This window comes from Streptomyces sp. NPDC029674 (assembly GCF_044903205.1).
In the GTDB taxonomy this organism is placed as follows: Bacteria; Actinomycetota; Actinomycetes; order Streptomycetales; family Streptomycetaceae; genus Streptomyces.
In genome coordinates this window covers 475,853-489,340 of sequence record NZ_JBJDPY010000002.1, presented here as the reverse complement: position 1 = coordinate 489,340, position 13,488 = coordinate 475,853, and the positions used below count along the sequence as shown (strand labels likewise).

Genomic DNA, 13,488 nt, shown 5'->3' with positions numbered 1-13,488 from the left:
CTCACTGCTTCGTTGCTCGGCCGGGTGCCGAGGTGGCTGCCGCCAGTGCGGTCGCCAGGTCGGATGTGATGTCTTCGATGCCTTCGATGCCGGTCGAGAACCGGATGAGGCCGGGCGCCACTCCCGCCGCCCGCTGCTGTTCGGGGGTCAGCTGGTAGTGCGTCGTACTGGCCGGGTGGATGGCGAGGCTGCGTACGTCGCCGATGTTGGCGAGATGGCTGACGAGTTCGAGCCCGTCGATGAACCGCGCGCCCGCCTCCCGCCCGCCGGCCAGCTCGAAGGAGACGACTCCCCCCGCTCCGCGCGCCAGGTACGTCCGCGCCAGTCCGTGCCAAGGGCTGGACGGCAGCCCGGGGTAGTGGACCGCCGAGACTTCGGGGCGTGCCTCCAGCCAGCGGGCGAGCTCAAGGGCATTGCTCACGTGCCGTTCCATGCGCAGCGAGAGTGTCTCCAGGCCCTGGAGCACCAGGAAGCTGGTGAACGGTGTGGTGGCGGGGCCGAGGTCGCGCAGCAGCCGCAGCCGCAGCCTGCGGGCGTACGCGCCGGGACCGAACTCGTCCCAGAAGCGCAGCCCGTGGAAGCTCGGGTCGGGCTCGCCGTACTTCGGGAAACGGTCGGCGTGCGCGCCGAAGTCGAAGGTGCCGTTGTCGACGACGACACCGCCGATGACCGTGCCGTGCCCGGAGAGATACTTCGACGTGGAGTGCACCACCACGTCGACGCCGTGCTCGGCGGGCCGCAGCAGGTACGGCGTGAGCCCCGTGTTGTCGAGCACGAAAGGCACACCGGCCGCGTGCGCGACATCGGCCACCGCGCGGATGTCCAGGAGATTGTTGCGGGGGTTCCCGACCGTCTCGCCGAACACCACCTTCGTGGTGGGCCGCAGCGCCCGCCGCCACGAGTCGGGGTCGTCGGGATCGTCGACGAACGTCGTCTCGATCCCGTACTCGGGCAGCAGATGGCGCAGCAGGTTGTACGTTCCGCCGTACAGGGTCGCGCTCGACACGACGTGGTCACCGGCACCGGCCAGATTCAGGATGGCCAGGGCAACGGCCGCGTGCCCGGAAGCCACGGCCACGGCGTCGACGGCGCCTTCCAGGGAGGCGATGCGCCGTTCGAGCGCTTCGTGCGTCGGATTCTGGATGCGCGAGTAGATGTTGCCCTTCTCCTCCAGGGTGAACAGGCGCGCCGCGTGGGCGGTGTCCTGGAAGGCGAAGGCTCCGGTCTGGTAGATCGGCACGGCGCGGGCCAGCGTCGTCGGGTCGGGCGCCGTTCCCGCGTGGATCTGCCGGGTCTCGAAGGACCAGGCCTCGGGCGCCATCACTTCCGTCATTGCGTCGTTCCTTGCTCTCTCGGTCCTGCTTGCCGGGGGGCCGTCGGGGGTCCGTTCACCGCAGTGCCTGCCGGATGACAGCACCGACCTGCTCGTGTTCGACGAGGAATCCGTCGTGCCCGGTGGGCGATTCGACGACGGAGAAGTGCGCGCAGCGCGGCAGTCCGCGGGCGATCCTGTGCTGCTCGTACGGGGGAAACAGCCGGTCGCTGCTGAACCCGACGACGAACGCGTCCGCCCGCACGCGCCGCAGCGCCGCGTCCACACCGCCGCGGCCGCGGCCGATGTCGTGCCGGTTCATCGCGTCGGTGAGCACGGCGTAGCTGCCCGCGTCGAAGCGGTGCACGAGCTTGTGGGCGTGGTGGTCGAGGTAGGACTCGACGGCGTAGCGGGCGTTGGGTGGGGTGGGGGCGGCCGGAGCGGCGGTGGGGGTGGCTGTGGGGGTGGCAGTGGCTCCACTCCCACCCCCACCCCTCTCGAACCGCCTGCCGAAGCGTTTTTCCAGCTCGGCGCCGCCGCGGTAGGTGATGTGCGCGATGCGGCGGGCGTTGCCGAGGCCGCGGTGGGGGCCACGGCCGGCCGGAGCCCCGTAGTAGTCGCCGCCCCGCCAGTGGGGGTCGCTGCGGATGGCGTGCAGTTGGGGAACGGACCAGGCGATCTGGTCCGCCGTGGCCGCCGCGGAGCAGGCCAGCACGCCCAGGGTGCGCACCCGGTCCGGCCGGCCGACCGCCCATTCCAGGGCGCGCATGCCGCCCATCGATCCGCCGACGACGGCCGCCCAGGTACGTATTCCGAGGGCATCGGCGAGACCCGCCTCGGCGGCGACCTGGTCGCGGATCGTCAGCGCCGGGAAGCGTGATCCCCAGGGGTGGCCGTGCCGGGTCGTCGAGGCGGGCCCGGTGGAGCCCTGGCAGCCTCCGAGGACATTGGGCGCGACGACGAACCAGCGGTCCGTGTCCAGCGCCCGGCCCGGCCCGACAAGGGCGTCCCACCACCCGGCGGTGGGGTGCCCCGGCATCGCCGGGCCGCTCGCATGGCTGTCCCCCGTGAGCCCGTGCAGAACGAGCACCGCGTTCGACGCGTCGGGGGCGAGCCTGCCCCAACTCTCGTAGGCGAGCCGCACATCGGGGAGTACGCCACCGCCCTCGAGCCGCAGCGGAGCGGGCAGCCCGACCCACTTGCGCCGCCCGGCCGCCATCCCCGGCAGCCAGGCACCGGTGACGGGCGGCCCCCGGCGGACGTCGGCCTCCGCATCCGCATCCGCATCCGCATCCGCATCCGGACCTTGGAACACGGCCGGACGCATGCCCCCGGCCCTACGAAGCCCCAGGGCCAGAACGCTGTCTGTATCCATGGCGGAGAACCTAGAAGCGCACCTCCGCGGCCCGGCACGGCCGACCGGCTACTTCGTCATCTCCCTGCGGGCCCGGGGGTGCAGGGGCCCGCAGTAAGTCAGGTTGCCCTCCGTTTCCCCTCGATGAAGCCGCCGATCAGCGACAGCGCGGCTGTTTCGTGAGGCTGCCGGCGTCGGCCTTGACCACATACACCTCCCAGGGCTCCTCGCCGGGGCCGTGCACCCAGACCTTGTCCTGGAGGGCGTAACAGCAGGTGGTGTCGTTCTCCTCGGTGGTGGCCAGGCCCGCCTCACTCAGTCGGCCGGTGGCCGTGTGGACCTCGGCCGTGGTGCCGACCTCGACGCCGAGGTGGTCCAGGCGGGTCGGTTCCCCGGTGGCGCCCTCGATCAGGACGAGCTTGAGCGGGGGCTCGGTGAGCGCGAAGTTGGCGTAACCGTCGCGGAGTTTGGCCGGCTCGGCCCCGAACAGCTTGCTGTAGAACGCGACGGACGCGCTCAGATCCGGGACGCGCAGGGCGAGTTGGACACGGGACATGACGTACCTCCTGCGGGGTGAGGTGGAACGGGAGTGCGTCAGCAGCCTCCGGAGGTGCTGGGGGCGCCGACGCCGAACTGGATGACGGACGGCGTGGCAGGGGTGGCGCAGCAGCCGACGTCCTGCGACTGGTCCGCTTCAGGGGCGGCGTCGAAGAGGCCGGCGCCGCCGCACACCCCGGTCTCGGGCAGCGTCAACTCCACCCGAGCCGCCGCCTCCTGGTCCCCGGCGAGGGCGGCGGCGACCGAGCGGACCTGCTCGTAGCCGGTCATGGCGAGGAAGGTGGGGGCGCGGCCGTAGGACTTCATGCCGACCAGGTAGACGTCCTTCTCCGGGTGGGAGAGCTCGTTCGCGCCGTGCGGGTAGACGGTGCCGCAGGAGTGCTGGTTGGGGTCGATCAGCGGGGCGAGTTCGACGGGGGCCTGGAGGCGCTCGTCGAGGCCGAGGCGGAGTTCGTCGAGGAAGGACAGGTCGGGGCGGAAGCCGGTCAGGACGATGACCTCGTCGACCGGGTCGAGGCGGCGGCCGTCCTCGGCGACCAGAACGAGCCGGCCGTCCGCGGCCCGCTCGACGGCATCGGTGCGGAAGCCGGTGACCGCGTCCGCGTGACCGTCGTCCACGGCCGCCTTCGCGGCCAGGCCGAGGGCGCCGCGCGCGGGCAGCTGGTCGGCCTCGCCGCCGCCGAACGTCGAGCCGCTGATGCCGCGTCGCAGGATCCACACGCCCTTGGTGCCCGCGCCGTCGTCGGCCTTGGCGAGGCCGGCCAGGTAGGCGAGGGCGGTGAACGCGGAGGCGCCGGAGCCGATCACGGCGGTGCGCTTACCCGCGTAACGGGCGCGTACGGACGGGTCGTCGAGGTCGGGCACGCGGTACGCGATGTGGTCGGCGGCCGCCTTCTCACCGAGGGCGGGCAGGCCGCTGCCGCCCGCCGGGGACGGGGTGGCCCAGGTGCCGGACGCGTCGATGACGGCGCGGGCGAAGATCCGCTCCTCGCGGCCGTCGGCGTGAGTGACGTGGACGACGAAGGGCTGGGCCTCCCGGTCGGCGTCCACGATCCGGTCGCGGCCGGAGCGGGAGACGCCCGTGACGGTGGCACCGGTACGCACCTTGTCGCCGAGGACGTCGGCGAGCGGCTGGAGGTAGCCGTCCGCCCAGTCACCGCCGGACGGGTAGGTGCCGGCGTCCGGCTTGGCCCAGCCGGTGGGCGCGAGGAGCTTCTCGGCGGCCGGGTCGACGACCTCGCCCCAGGTGGAGAAGAGCCGCACGTGCGCCCACTCCCGCACGGCCGTCGCGGGGGCCGGCCCGGCTTCCAGGACGAGCGGTTCGATGCCCCGGCCGACGAGGTGGGCCGCGGCGGCGAGACCGATGGGCCCTGCGCCGATCACGACGACGGGCAGTTCGGCGGTGGCGGGCGGGTGGTGGATCGGCGCGGTCACGGTCGGCTCCTTGGTGATTCGACATCTGTCGATGTCTCGTACGGCCAGCATCACACCTGCTTCGACAACCGTCAACATAGACGTTCACCTATTCAGGGGGATGCTTCGCGAGCGTCACTGTCGCCGCGATCGGTGGCGCGGCCCGCCCCCCTCGAAGGCGGCGAACGGGCAGCCGACTCGCGGCCGCGCCACTGCGGGACCGCCCCATCCCGCTCCCGGCGCCCTCCTCGCATCGCCCGCCACCTGACACCGGACCAACCGACTCACCCACCCTGCTTCGACATGTGTCAACATAGACGCATGTCGAATGCGAAGGCGTCACCGCCGCCGTTGCCGCTGCTCGAACCCGCCGGCCAGGGCACCGCACCCTGCTGCCCGCCGCTGACCGAGCGGCCGTTCTCCGCCGAGGAGGCGGAGACCGCGGCCCGGATGTTCAAGGCGCTGGGCGATCCGGTGCGGCTGCGCCTGTTCTCGGCGGTGGCCTCGCACGAGGGCGGAGAGGCGTGCGTCTGCGACATCTCCGACGTCGGCGTATCTCAGCCGACCGTCTCCCACCACCTGAAGAAGCTCAAGGACGCCGGCCTGCTCACCTCCGAGCGGCGCGGCACCTGGGTCTACTACCGGGTCGAGCCCTCCGTGCTGGCAGCCATGGGACAGCTGCTGACCCTGCGCTCCACCGCATGACCGGCACGGACCACCACACCATCACGTCGAGCACGTCCCTCAGCAGGGGTTTTCCTACAGCGCGCCCTGCGAGGCGGGGGCGTACTTCTTGCGCCGGGCGAGCGCCACGTAGACGAGCCCGATCAGGACCGGCACCTCGATGAGCGGCCCGACGACGCCCGCGAGGGCCTGCCCGCTCGTCACCCCGAAAGTGGCGATGCAGACCGCGATGGCCAGCTCGAAGTTGTTGCCCGCGGCCGTGAACGCGAGGGTCACCGTGCGGTCGTAGGCCAGGCCGAGCGCCTTGCCCAGGGCGAAGGAGCCGAAGAACATGATCGCGAAGTAGACGAGTAGCGGCAGCGCGATCCGGACGACGTCCAGCGGCTGCGAGGTGATGGCGTCGCCCTGGAGCGCGAAGAGGATGACGATCGTGAAGAGGAGTCCGTACAGGGCCCACGGGCCGATCCTCGGAAGGAAGCCGGACTCGTACTTCGCGCGGCCCGCCCTCCGCTCGCCGATCCGGCGGGTGAGGAAACCCGCGAGCAGCGGGACGCCGAGGAAGACGACGACGTTCAACGCGACGTGCCAGACCGGGACGTCGAGGCCCTGGCCGTCACCGAGGCCCAGCCACTGCGGCAGCAAGTCGAGGTAGAACCAGCCGAGCAGGCTGAACGCGACGACCTGGAACACCGAGTTGAGGGCGACCAGGACGGCGGCGGCCTCGCGGTCGCCGCAGGCCAGGTCGTTCCAGATGATGACCATGGCGATGCAGCGGGCCAGGCCGACGATGATGAGGCCGGTGCGGTACTCGGGCAGGTCCGGCAGGAAGATCCAGGCGAGCGCGAACATCACGGCCGGGCCGGCGATCCAGTTGATGACCAGCGACGAGACCATGAGCTTCTTGTCGCCGGTGACCGTGTCCAGGCGGTCGTAGCGGACCTTGGCCAGGACCGGATACATCATCACGAGCAGGCCGACGGCGATGGGCAGGGAGATGCCGCCGATCTCGACCTTCGACAGCGCGTCGCCCAGCCCTGGGACGAGGCGCCCGAGGCCGAGCCCGATGCCCATCGCGAGCAGGATCCACACGGCGAGGTACCGGTCGAGGGTCGACAGCTTCGCGATGATCGAGGATTCCTCGCCCGTCGCGGGGGCGGGGACAGGGCCGGGGGCGGGGGTGTCGGTGCGGGTCACGGGCAGGCCCTCTTGTTGTCGGCGGCGGCACGGGCGGATTCGGCCAGGTCGGCGAACTGGCCGGCCAGGGTGGCGATGACGTCCGGGCGCAGCTTGTAGTAGGTGAAGCGGCCGCACGGCTCGGTGTCCACGACCCCCGCATCGCGCAGCACCTTGAGGTGGTTGGAGAGGTTGGTCTGGCGGGCCCCGGTCTCCTCCACCAGGTGGGTGGTGCACAGCGTCTCGCGGGCGAGCAGGGTCACGATCCGGAGCCTGAGCGGGTCGGCGAGGACTCGCATCAGGTCAGTGTCGACTGACGTCATCATGGACTGATACTTTCACATCAGTCGGTGCTGATACCAGCGCGGGGTGATCTCATGGTGGGTGCTCTCATGGTGGGTGCTCTCATGGTGGGCCTCTCACGGTGGGTGCTCTCACGGTGGGTGCTCTCACGGTTGGTGCTCTCACGGTTGGTGCTCTCACGGTTGGTGCTCCCCCGGCAGGTGCTCCTACCGGGGGCGCTCCCACCGCCGGTCAGATCACCGCGGGTGCTCCCACCGCGGGTACTCCCACCGCCGGTCAGATCACCACGGGCGCTCCCACCGCGGGTACTCCCGCCGCCGGTGATCTCACCGCCGCACCTGTTGCCACACCCATGAAGGAAGAAACCCATGCCCGCCGCCCCGCCCAGCCCCGACCAGCCCACCCCCGGCCAGCCCACCTCCGGCCCGCCCGCCTCCACCCCGCTCGCCTCCGCCTCCGCCTCCGTCCTGTTCGTCTGCGTCCACAACGCGGGCCGCTCGCAGATGGCCGCCGGATTCCTCTCCCACCTCGCCGGCGACCGCGTCGAGGTCCGCTCCGCCGGATCCGTCCCCGGCGACCGGGTCAACCCCGCCGCCGTCGAGGCCATGCGGGAAGCCGGCGTCGACATCTCCGCCGCCACTCCCAAGGTCCTCACCCCCGAGGCGGTCCAGTCGTCCGACTACGTCATCACCATGGGCTGCGGCGACGCCTGCCCGGTCTTCCCCGGCAAGAAGTACCTCGACTGGGCCCTCGAAGACCCGGCGGGCAAGGGCGTCGAGTCCGTCCGCCCGATCCGCGACGAGATCAGGACCCGCGTCGAGGCCCTGATCGCCGAGATCGACGCGGAACAACGACGAGGGGCGTGACCCCCGCACCACGCCTTCGCTGGGGGCCGCCGGAGCCCGTCGGACGGCCGGTTCACCCGCCGTCCGACGGGGCCAGCCGCGCACCGACGCGCGCGGCCGTCTCCCGCAGCCAGATGTGCCCGGCATCGTGCGTGTGCACGGGATGCCACCACAGCGCTTCCCGGAGGGGAACCGCCTCGTAGGGAGGTTCCACGACCCGCACGGCGGCGATCGGTGCGAGCAGGCGGGCGAGCCGGGCCTGGACCATGGCGATCCGGCGGGTGCCGGCCACCAGCAGCGGCAGCAACTGGAAGCTGTCGACGGACACCTCCACACGCGGCTCCACCCCGAGCATCCCGAGCTGCCGGACGGCCGGTGCGTCATAGGTGCGCTGGTAGGTGACCCACGGCAGTTCCGCGAGGTCCTGGCGGGTGAGCCGGTCCGTGACGGACGGATGGTCGTCGGCGAGTACGAAGACCCACCGGTCGTCGTAGAGGTCGGTGGCGGGGAAGTCGCTGATGACGCCGTGCGGCATGAGCAGTCCGTCGACGGCGCTGAGCAGGGTGGCGGTGTCGTCGACCACGCTGGTCGGGGTCTGGGTGAAACGCAGTCGGATGCCGGGGGCCTCCTCGTGCACGGCGCGGGCGAGTTCGGCGCCGAAGACGGAGACGGCGTAGTCGGAGGCCACCAACCTGAACTCGCGGCTCTCCCGGGCAGGATCGAACTCGGCCTGGCTGGCGAAGAGCCGTTCGAGGACGTCGTAGGCGGTCGAGGTGCGGTCGAGCAGGACCTGCCCGAGGGCGGTGAGTTCGTAGTGACCGCCGACGCGGGCCAGCAGGTCGTCGTCGAAGTGGCGGCGCAGCCGGGAGAGCGCGGCGCTCATGGCCGGCTGGCTCAGCCCGACGCGCTGCCCGGCGCGGGTGACGTTGCGCTCCTCCAGCAGCGCGCGCAGCGCGACGACGAGGTTGAGGTCGAGGCGGGCCAGATTCACGGTCTTTCCCTTGCTGTACGGCTGTTGTGCGGCGTAGGCGGCACGGGGACATCGGCGGCACTGAGCAGGAGTGATCCATCGGACAGATGACTCCCATCCACACAATCGATTTCCCTGATCGCTTGTGGCGGGTCCAGATTAGACCCATCGCCATCAGGAGGACATGTCCGTGAAACCCGCTCCCGCTTCCCCGCCCTTCGCAGGCCCCTTCGCCCTCGCGACGCTCTCCGCCCCGACAGGCCCGACGTTCCCCGCCCTGGTCACGGCCGACCGGCACGTCGTCGACCTGCGCGACGCCCTCGGCGACGAGCAGTTGACCGTCCGCCGTCTCCTGGAGGACTGGCCGACGGTGCTACCGCGGCTGCGGTCCCTGGCCGGCGACGGTGACGGTGACGGTTCCGCGGAGCGCGAGCCGCTGGCACGGTTCCGGGTGCACGCGCCGGTCGAGCCGCGCCAGGTGTTCCAGTCCGGCGCCAACTACCGGCAGCACGTGATCGATCTGCACGTCGCGCACAAGGCGCCGGGGGACGAGCGCCCCGAGGCCGAGCGGCGCGCCGAGGCCGCCGAGATCATGGACCGGCGGGCGGCGGAGGACCTCCCGTACGTCTTCATCGGGCTGCCGAGCGCGATCACGGGTCCGTACGACGATGTCGTACTGCCCGGCTGGTCCGAAAAGCCGGACTGGGAGCTGGAGTTGACGGCCGTCATCGGCAGGCCCGCGCACCGGGTGTCCGTGGCGGAGGCCCTGGAGTACGTCGCCGGGTACACGATCGCCAACGACCTCACCGACCGGGCCACCGTCTTCCGCCGCGACATGCCGCAGATCGGCACCGACTGGCTGCGCAGCAAGAACGCGCCCGGTTTCACCCCGCTCGGCCCGTGGATCGTACCCGCCGAGTCGATCGCCGACCCCGACGATCTGCGCCTGGTGCTGAAACTGAACGGCGAGACCATGCAGGACGAGTCCACCAAGGACATGATCTTCAACGTGGCCCGCATGGTGTCCTACGTATCGCAGTCCGCTCAACTCCTCCCCGGCGACCTGGTGTTGACCGGCTCCCCGGCCGGGAACGGCATGCACTGGGGCCGCCTGCTCCGCGACGGCGACCTGATGGACGGCTCCATCACCGGCCTCGGCGCACAGCGCACCCGCTGTGTGACGGAGACGGCGTCGTGAGCACCGGCTCCCCGGATCGGAACGATCCCGAGGGTGCGATCGCCGAGGCCGCCAAGGCGTACTCGAACTGGGAGCGTTGGGGAGCGGACGACCGCCTCGGAACCCTCAACTTCCTGGACGAGGCGAAGCGCCGCGAAGGCGCGGCCCTCGTGCGGCGCGGCGTCAGCTTCTCGCTCTCCCAGCGGTTCGACATGGACGGCCCGCAGAAGGGCTGGCGGCGGCGCACCAACCCCGTGCACACGATGCTGGACACCGGCACCGACGCGGCCCTCGGCAGCCAGGGCTTCCCGCACGGGCTCGGCGGCGCCGACGACGTCATCTCGATGCCGCTGCAGTGCTCCACGCAGTGGGACGGGCTCGGCCACATCTTCGACCACGGCAAGGCGTGGAACGGTCGGCCGGCCGAACGGGTCGTCACCTCCGACGGCGACCTGGTCACCGGCATCGAGCACATGGCTCCGTACGTCGCCGGGCGCGGCGTGCTCCTCGACGTCGGCAGCGTCGTCGGCGAGGACGGCGAGGACGGCGAACTGCCGGACGGATTCGCCATCAAAGAGGAGCACCTGACCGCCACGGCCGGGGCGCACGGCGTGACCGTCGGCCGCGGCGACATCGTCCTTGTGCGCACCGGGCGGCTCACGCGGGCGCGGCGCGAGGGCTGGGGCGAGTACGCCGGCGGGCCCGCGCCGGGCCTCTCGTTCACCACGGCGGGCTGGCTGCACCGCACCGAGATCGCCGCGATCGCCACCGACACCTGGGGCTTCGAGGTCCGCCCGAACGAATTCGAGCACGCCTTCCAGCCCCTGCACCAGGTCGCGATCCCCAACATGGGCCTGCTGATAGGTGAGATGTGGGACCTCGACGCGCTCGCCGCCGACTGTGCGGACGACGGTTCGTACGCCTTCTGGCTCACCGCCGCTCCCCTGCCCATCACCGGCGCCGTCGGCTCACCGGTCAACCCGATCGCCGTCAAGTAGTCCCGACCTTCCTGAGGGACACACAGGGACACAGGAGTTACTTATGAGCAGTACGAGCACACCCCGCACGGTCCTCGTCATCGGCGGCGGCGCGGCCGGCAACGCCGCCACGATCCTGCTGCGCCGCGCCGGGATCACAGTCGACCTGATCGAGGCGAAGGACGACTGGAACGCCACCGCGGGCTCCGGCATCACCCTCCAGGGCAACGCCCTGCGCGTGCTGCGCGAACTCGGCGTCTGGGACGAGGTGGAGAAGTCCGGCTACGGCTTCAGCTCGGTCGGCATCACCGCCCCCGACGGCACGGTCCTGCACGTCGCCGAGGACCTGCGCACCGGCGGCGACGACCTGCCCGCGACCGTCGGCATGCAGCGATCCCACTTGCAGCGCATCCTGATCGACGCGGTCCGGGCGAGCGGGGCGACGGTCCGCCTCGGTGTCCGCGCCACGTCCCTGGAACAGTCCTGCGGTGGCGGGGCCGGGGTCACGGGTGCCTCCGTCGGCGGGGCCGGTGTCGCGGATCCCTCCGGTGACGGGCTCGGTGCCACGGGCTCCCCCGGTAGCGGGGCCGGCGTCACGGAGCCCTCCGGCGGCGAACCCGGCATCACGGACTCCTCCGATGACGGGCCCGGTGTCACGGACTCCCCCGATAACGGGGCCGGGGTCACGGAGCCCTCCGGCGGCGAACCCAGCGTCGCGGACTTCCCCGGTAACGTGCCCGGCGTCACGACGCCCTCTGGTGGCAAGCCCGGCGTCACGGACTCCCCCGGTGACAGGCCCGGTATCACGACGCCCTCCGGCAACGGGGCCGGTATCACGACACCCCCGGGCGACGAGCCCGGCGTCACGGTGTCCTTCGACGACGGCACCGTCTCCCGCTACGACCTGGTGATCGCCGCCGACGGCCTCGGCTCCGCCACCCGCGCGGCCATCGGCATCACGGACGAGCCGCAGCCGACCGGCATGGCCATCTGGCGCGTGGCCGCGCCCCGCCCCGCCGGCATGACCCGCGCCGATCTCACCTACGGCGGCACCGCCTACATCGCCGGTTACTGCCCGACCAGCGACAGCACGCTCTACGCGTTCGTCGTCGAGGCCAACCGCGACCGGGCCGCCATACCGGCCGGCTCGTACGCGGACGAGATGCGCGCCCTGGCCCAGCACTACGGCGGCCACTGGCCCGAGATCACGGCACACATCACCGACCCGTCCCAGGTCAACTACACCCGGTTCGACCGGCTGTTGGTGCAGGGCTCCTGGCACCGCGGCCGGGTCGTCCTCATCGGCGACGCCGCGCACTGCTGCCCGCCCACCCTGGCCCAGGGAGCGGCCCTGTCGCTGGAGGACGCCTGGGTGCTCACCCAGATGCTGACCGCCACCGACACCTGGGACGACGCGCTCCTCCAGGCGTACTACGAGCGACGCGTCGCGCGCGTACGACCCGTGGTGGAGGCCTCCGTGCAGATCGGCCAGTGGCAGCTGGACGGGGTCCGTAACGCGGACGTACCCGGCCTGATGGGCCGCACGATGACCATGCTGCGGGAGCTGCCGTGACGACGCCGACGGGAGCTGCCCGGCCCACACCGACGAGAACTGCCGCGACGACCCCGGCGGGAGCAGGCGAGACCACGCCGCCAGTAACTCCCGAGACCACCACCTCAACGCGAGCTCTCGAGACCCCACCGCCCACCATCGACGTCCACGCCCACATTCTCCTGCCCGAGATCGAGGCACTGCTGGACGGCCTGCCGGGCCTCGCCGAGGCGCGAGCCCTGGACGCCCGGCGCAACGGGCCGGACGCGCTGAAGGTCAACGGCCCGATGATCGGCGAGCGGATCCCCCGCCTCACGGACCCGGCGGCCCGGCTCGCCGCGATGGACGCGCAGGGCGTGGACGTCCAGCTGGTCAGCCCCTCCCCCTCGCACTACCACTACTGGGCGGACGAGGAGACGGCCGAGAAGGTGTACCGGCTGGCCAATGAGGCGACGGCGGCACACTGCTCGGCCGCGCCGGCCCGACTGCGCGGCCTCGGCCTCGCACCGCTCCAACACCCGCACACCGCCGTACGGGCCCTGGAACACGCCTTGGACCAGGGCCTGTTGGGGGTGGAAATCTCCAGCCACTCACCAAACCGCGAGCTGTCCGACCCGGCGTACGAACCGCTGTGGTCGAGAGCCGAGGAGACAGGAGCGATCATCTTCCTGCACCCCTTCGGCTGCACCCTCGACGAGCGCCTGGACCAGTGGTACCTGTCCAACACGGTCGGCCAGCCGACCGAGAACGCGGTCGCCATCTCGCACCTCATCTTCTCCGGCGTCCTGGACCGCCACCCCGGCCTGAAGATCATCGCGGCGCACGGCGGCGGCTACCTGCCGACCCACATCGGCCGCTCCGACCACGCGTGGTCGGCCCGCCCGGACGCGGCCGCGGGCTGCGCACACCGCCCGAGCAGCTACCTCAAGCGCCTGTACTTCGACTCACTCGTCCACGACCCCAACGCACTGCGTGAGTTGGTGAGGTCGGCCGGCACATCCCAGATCCTGCTCGGCTCCGACTTCCCCTTCGACATGGGCACCGACGACCCGGTCGACGCCCTGCGCGCCGCCCAGCTCCCCGACACCGACTTCCACGCCGTACGGGGCGGCAACGCGACCACCCTCCTCCGCCTCCACCCCCGCCCCCACCCCCGGAAGGACTGATCCC

General features: G+C 71.6%; 12 protein-coding genes and 2 pseudogenes. 7 read left to right on the top strand and 7 right to left on the bottom strand.

What is annotated here, in order from left to right; all coding sequences use genetic code 11:
• Nucleotide 1: 1 nt before the first annotated feature.
• The 4 genes from ACI2L3_RS06165 to ACI2L3_RS06150 form a co-directional block, all read right to left on the bottom strand.
• Nucleotides 2-1,333: an O-acetylhomoserine aminocarboxypropyltransferase/cysteine synthase family protein gene (locus tag ACI2L3_RS06165; protein ID WP_404751102.1), complete on the bottom strand. Its 1,332-nt coding sequence runs from the start codon at nucleotides 1,331-1,333 to the stop codon at nucleotides 2-4.
• Between the two features lie 55 nt (nucleotides 1,334-1,388).
• The gene (locus ACI2L3_RS06160; RefSeq protein WP_404751340.1) at nucleotides 1,389-2,531 is read right to left on the bottom strand and encodes a homoserine O-acetyltransferase; all 1,143 of its coding nucleotides are present in this window, start codon (nucleotides 2,529-2,531) and stop codon (nucleotides 1,389-1,391) included.
• A gap of 292 nt (nucleotides 2,532-2,823) precedes the next feature.
• Nucleotides 2,824-3,222: an ArsI/CadI family heavy metal resistance metalloenzyme gene (locus ACI2L3_RS06155; protein WP_404751101.1), complete on the bottom strand. Its 399-nt coding sequence runs from the start codon at nucleotides 3,220-3,222 to the stop codon at nucleotides 2,824-2,826.
• Between the two features lie 38 nt (nucleotides 3,223-3,260).
• Nucleotides 3,261-4,658 (bottom strand): NAD(P)-binding domain-containing protein, encoded by a 1,398-nt coding sequence (locus tag ACI2L3_RS06150; protein WP_404751100.1) that lies wholly within the window; start codon nucleotides 4,656-4,658, stop codon nucleotides 3,261-3,263.
• Between the two features lie 300 nt (nucleotides 4,659-4,958).
• On the opposite strand from ACI2L3_RS06150, the gene ACI2L3_RS06145 reads away from it, so the two are divergent.
• Nucleotides 4,959-5,342: an ArsR/SmtB family transcription factor gene (locus tag ACI2L3_RS06145; protein WP_404751099.1), complete on the top strand. Its 384-nt coding sequence runs from the start codon at nucleotides 4,959-4,961 to the stop codon at nucleotides 5,340-5,342.
• A gap of 54 nt (nucleotides 5,343-5,396) precedes the next feature.
• Here the strand turns inward: ACI2L3_RS06145 and arsB are convergent, their stop codons facing one another.
• The gene (arsB, locus tag ACI2L3_RS06140; protein ID WP_404751098.1) at nucleotides 5,397-6,515 is read right to left on the bottom strand and encodes an ACR3 family arsenite efflux transporter; all 1,119 of its coding nucleotides are present in this window, start codon (nucleotides 6,513-6,515) and stop codon (nucleotides 5,397-5,399) included.
• Nucleotides 6,512-6,820: an ArsR/SmtB family transcription factor gene (locus ACI2L3_RS06135; RefSeq protein ID WP_404751097.1), complete on the bottom strand. Its 309-nt coding sequence runs from the start codon at nucleotides 6,818-6,820 to the stop codon at nucleotides 6,512-6,514. The genes arsB and ACI2L3_RS06135 overlap by 4 nt, the downstream gene beginning before the upstream one ends.
• 345 nt (nucleotides 6,821-7,165) lie before the next feature.
• On the opposite strand from ACI2L3_RS06135, the gene ACI2L3_RS06130 reads away from it, so the two are divergent.
• Entirely contained in the window at nucleotides 7,166-7,663 is a 498-nt protein-coding gene (locus ACI2L3_RS06130) for an arsenate reductase ArsC (RefSeq protein WP_404751096.1), read from the top strand.
• Between the two features lie 52 nt (nucleotides 7,664-7,715).
• Here the strand turns inward: ACI2L3_RS06130 and ACI2L3_RS06125 are convergent, their stop codons facing one another.
• Nucleotides 7,716-8,633: a LysR family transcriptional regulator gene (locus ACI2L3_RS06125; protein ID WP_404751095.1), complete on the bottom strand. Its 918-nt coding sequence runs from the start codon at nucleotides 8,631-8,633 to the stop codon at nucleotides 7,716-7,718.
• 163 nt (nucleotides 8,634-8,796) lie between these two features.
• Here ACI2L3_RS06125 and ACI2L3_RS06120 point away from each other — a divergent pair, with 163 nt between their 5' ends.
• From ACI2L3_RS06120 to ACI2L3_RS06100, 5 genes and pseudogenes are all read left to right on the top strand, one after another.
• On the top strand, nucleotides 8,797-9,810 hold the full coding sequence (locus tag ACI2L3_RS06120; RefSeq protein WP_404751094.1) for a fumarylacetoacetate hydrolase family protein: 1,014 nt from the start codon (nucleotides 8,797-8,799) through the stop codon (nucleotides 9,808-9,810).
• On the top strand, nucleotides 9,807-10,787 hold the full coding sequence (locus ACI2L3_RS06115; RefSeq protein ID WP_404751093.1) for a cyclase family protein: 981 nt from the start codon (nucleotides 9,807-9,809) through the stop codon (nucleotides 10,785-10,787). Before ACI2L3_RS06120 ends, ACI2L3_RS06115 begins: the two co-directional genes overlap by 4 nt.
• Before the next feature lie 43 nt (nucleotides 10,788-10,830).
• A pseudogene (locus ACI2L3_RS06110) lies at nucleotides 10,831-11,241 on the top strand (FAD-dependent monooxygenase); the annotation flags it as partial.
• 384 nt (nucleotides 11,242-11,625) lie between these two features.
• Nucleotides 11,626-12,339 (top strand): annotated as a pseudogene (locus tag ACI2L3_RS06105) (FAD-dependent monooxygenase); the annotation flags it as partial.
• 137 nt (nucleotides 12,340-12,476) lie between these two features.
• Entirely contained in the window at nucleotides 12,477-13,484 is a 1,008-nt protein-coding gene (locus tag ACI2L3_RS06100; protein WP_404751339.1) for an amidohydrolase family protein, read from the top strand.
• Nucleotides 13,485-13,488 lie beyond the last annotated feature (4 nt).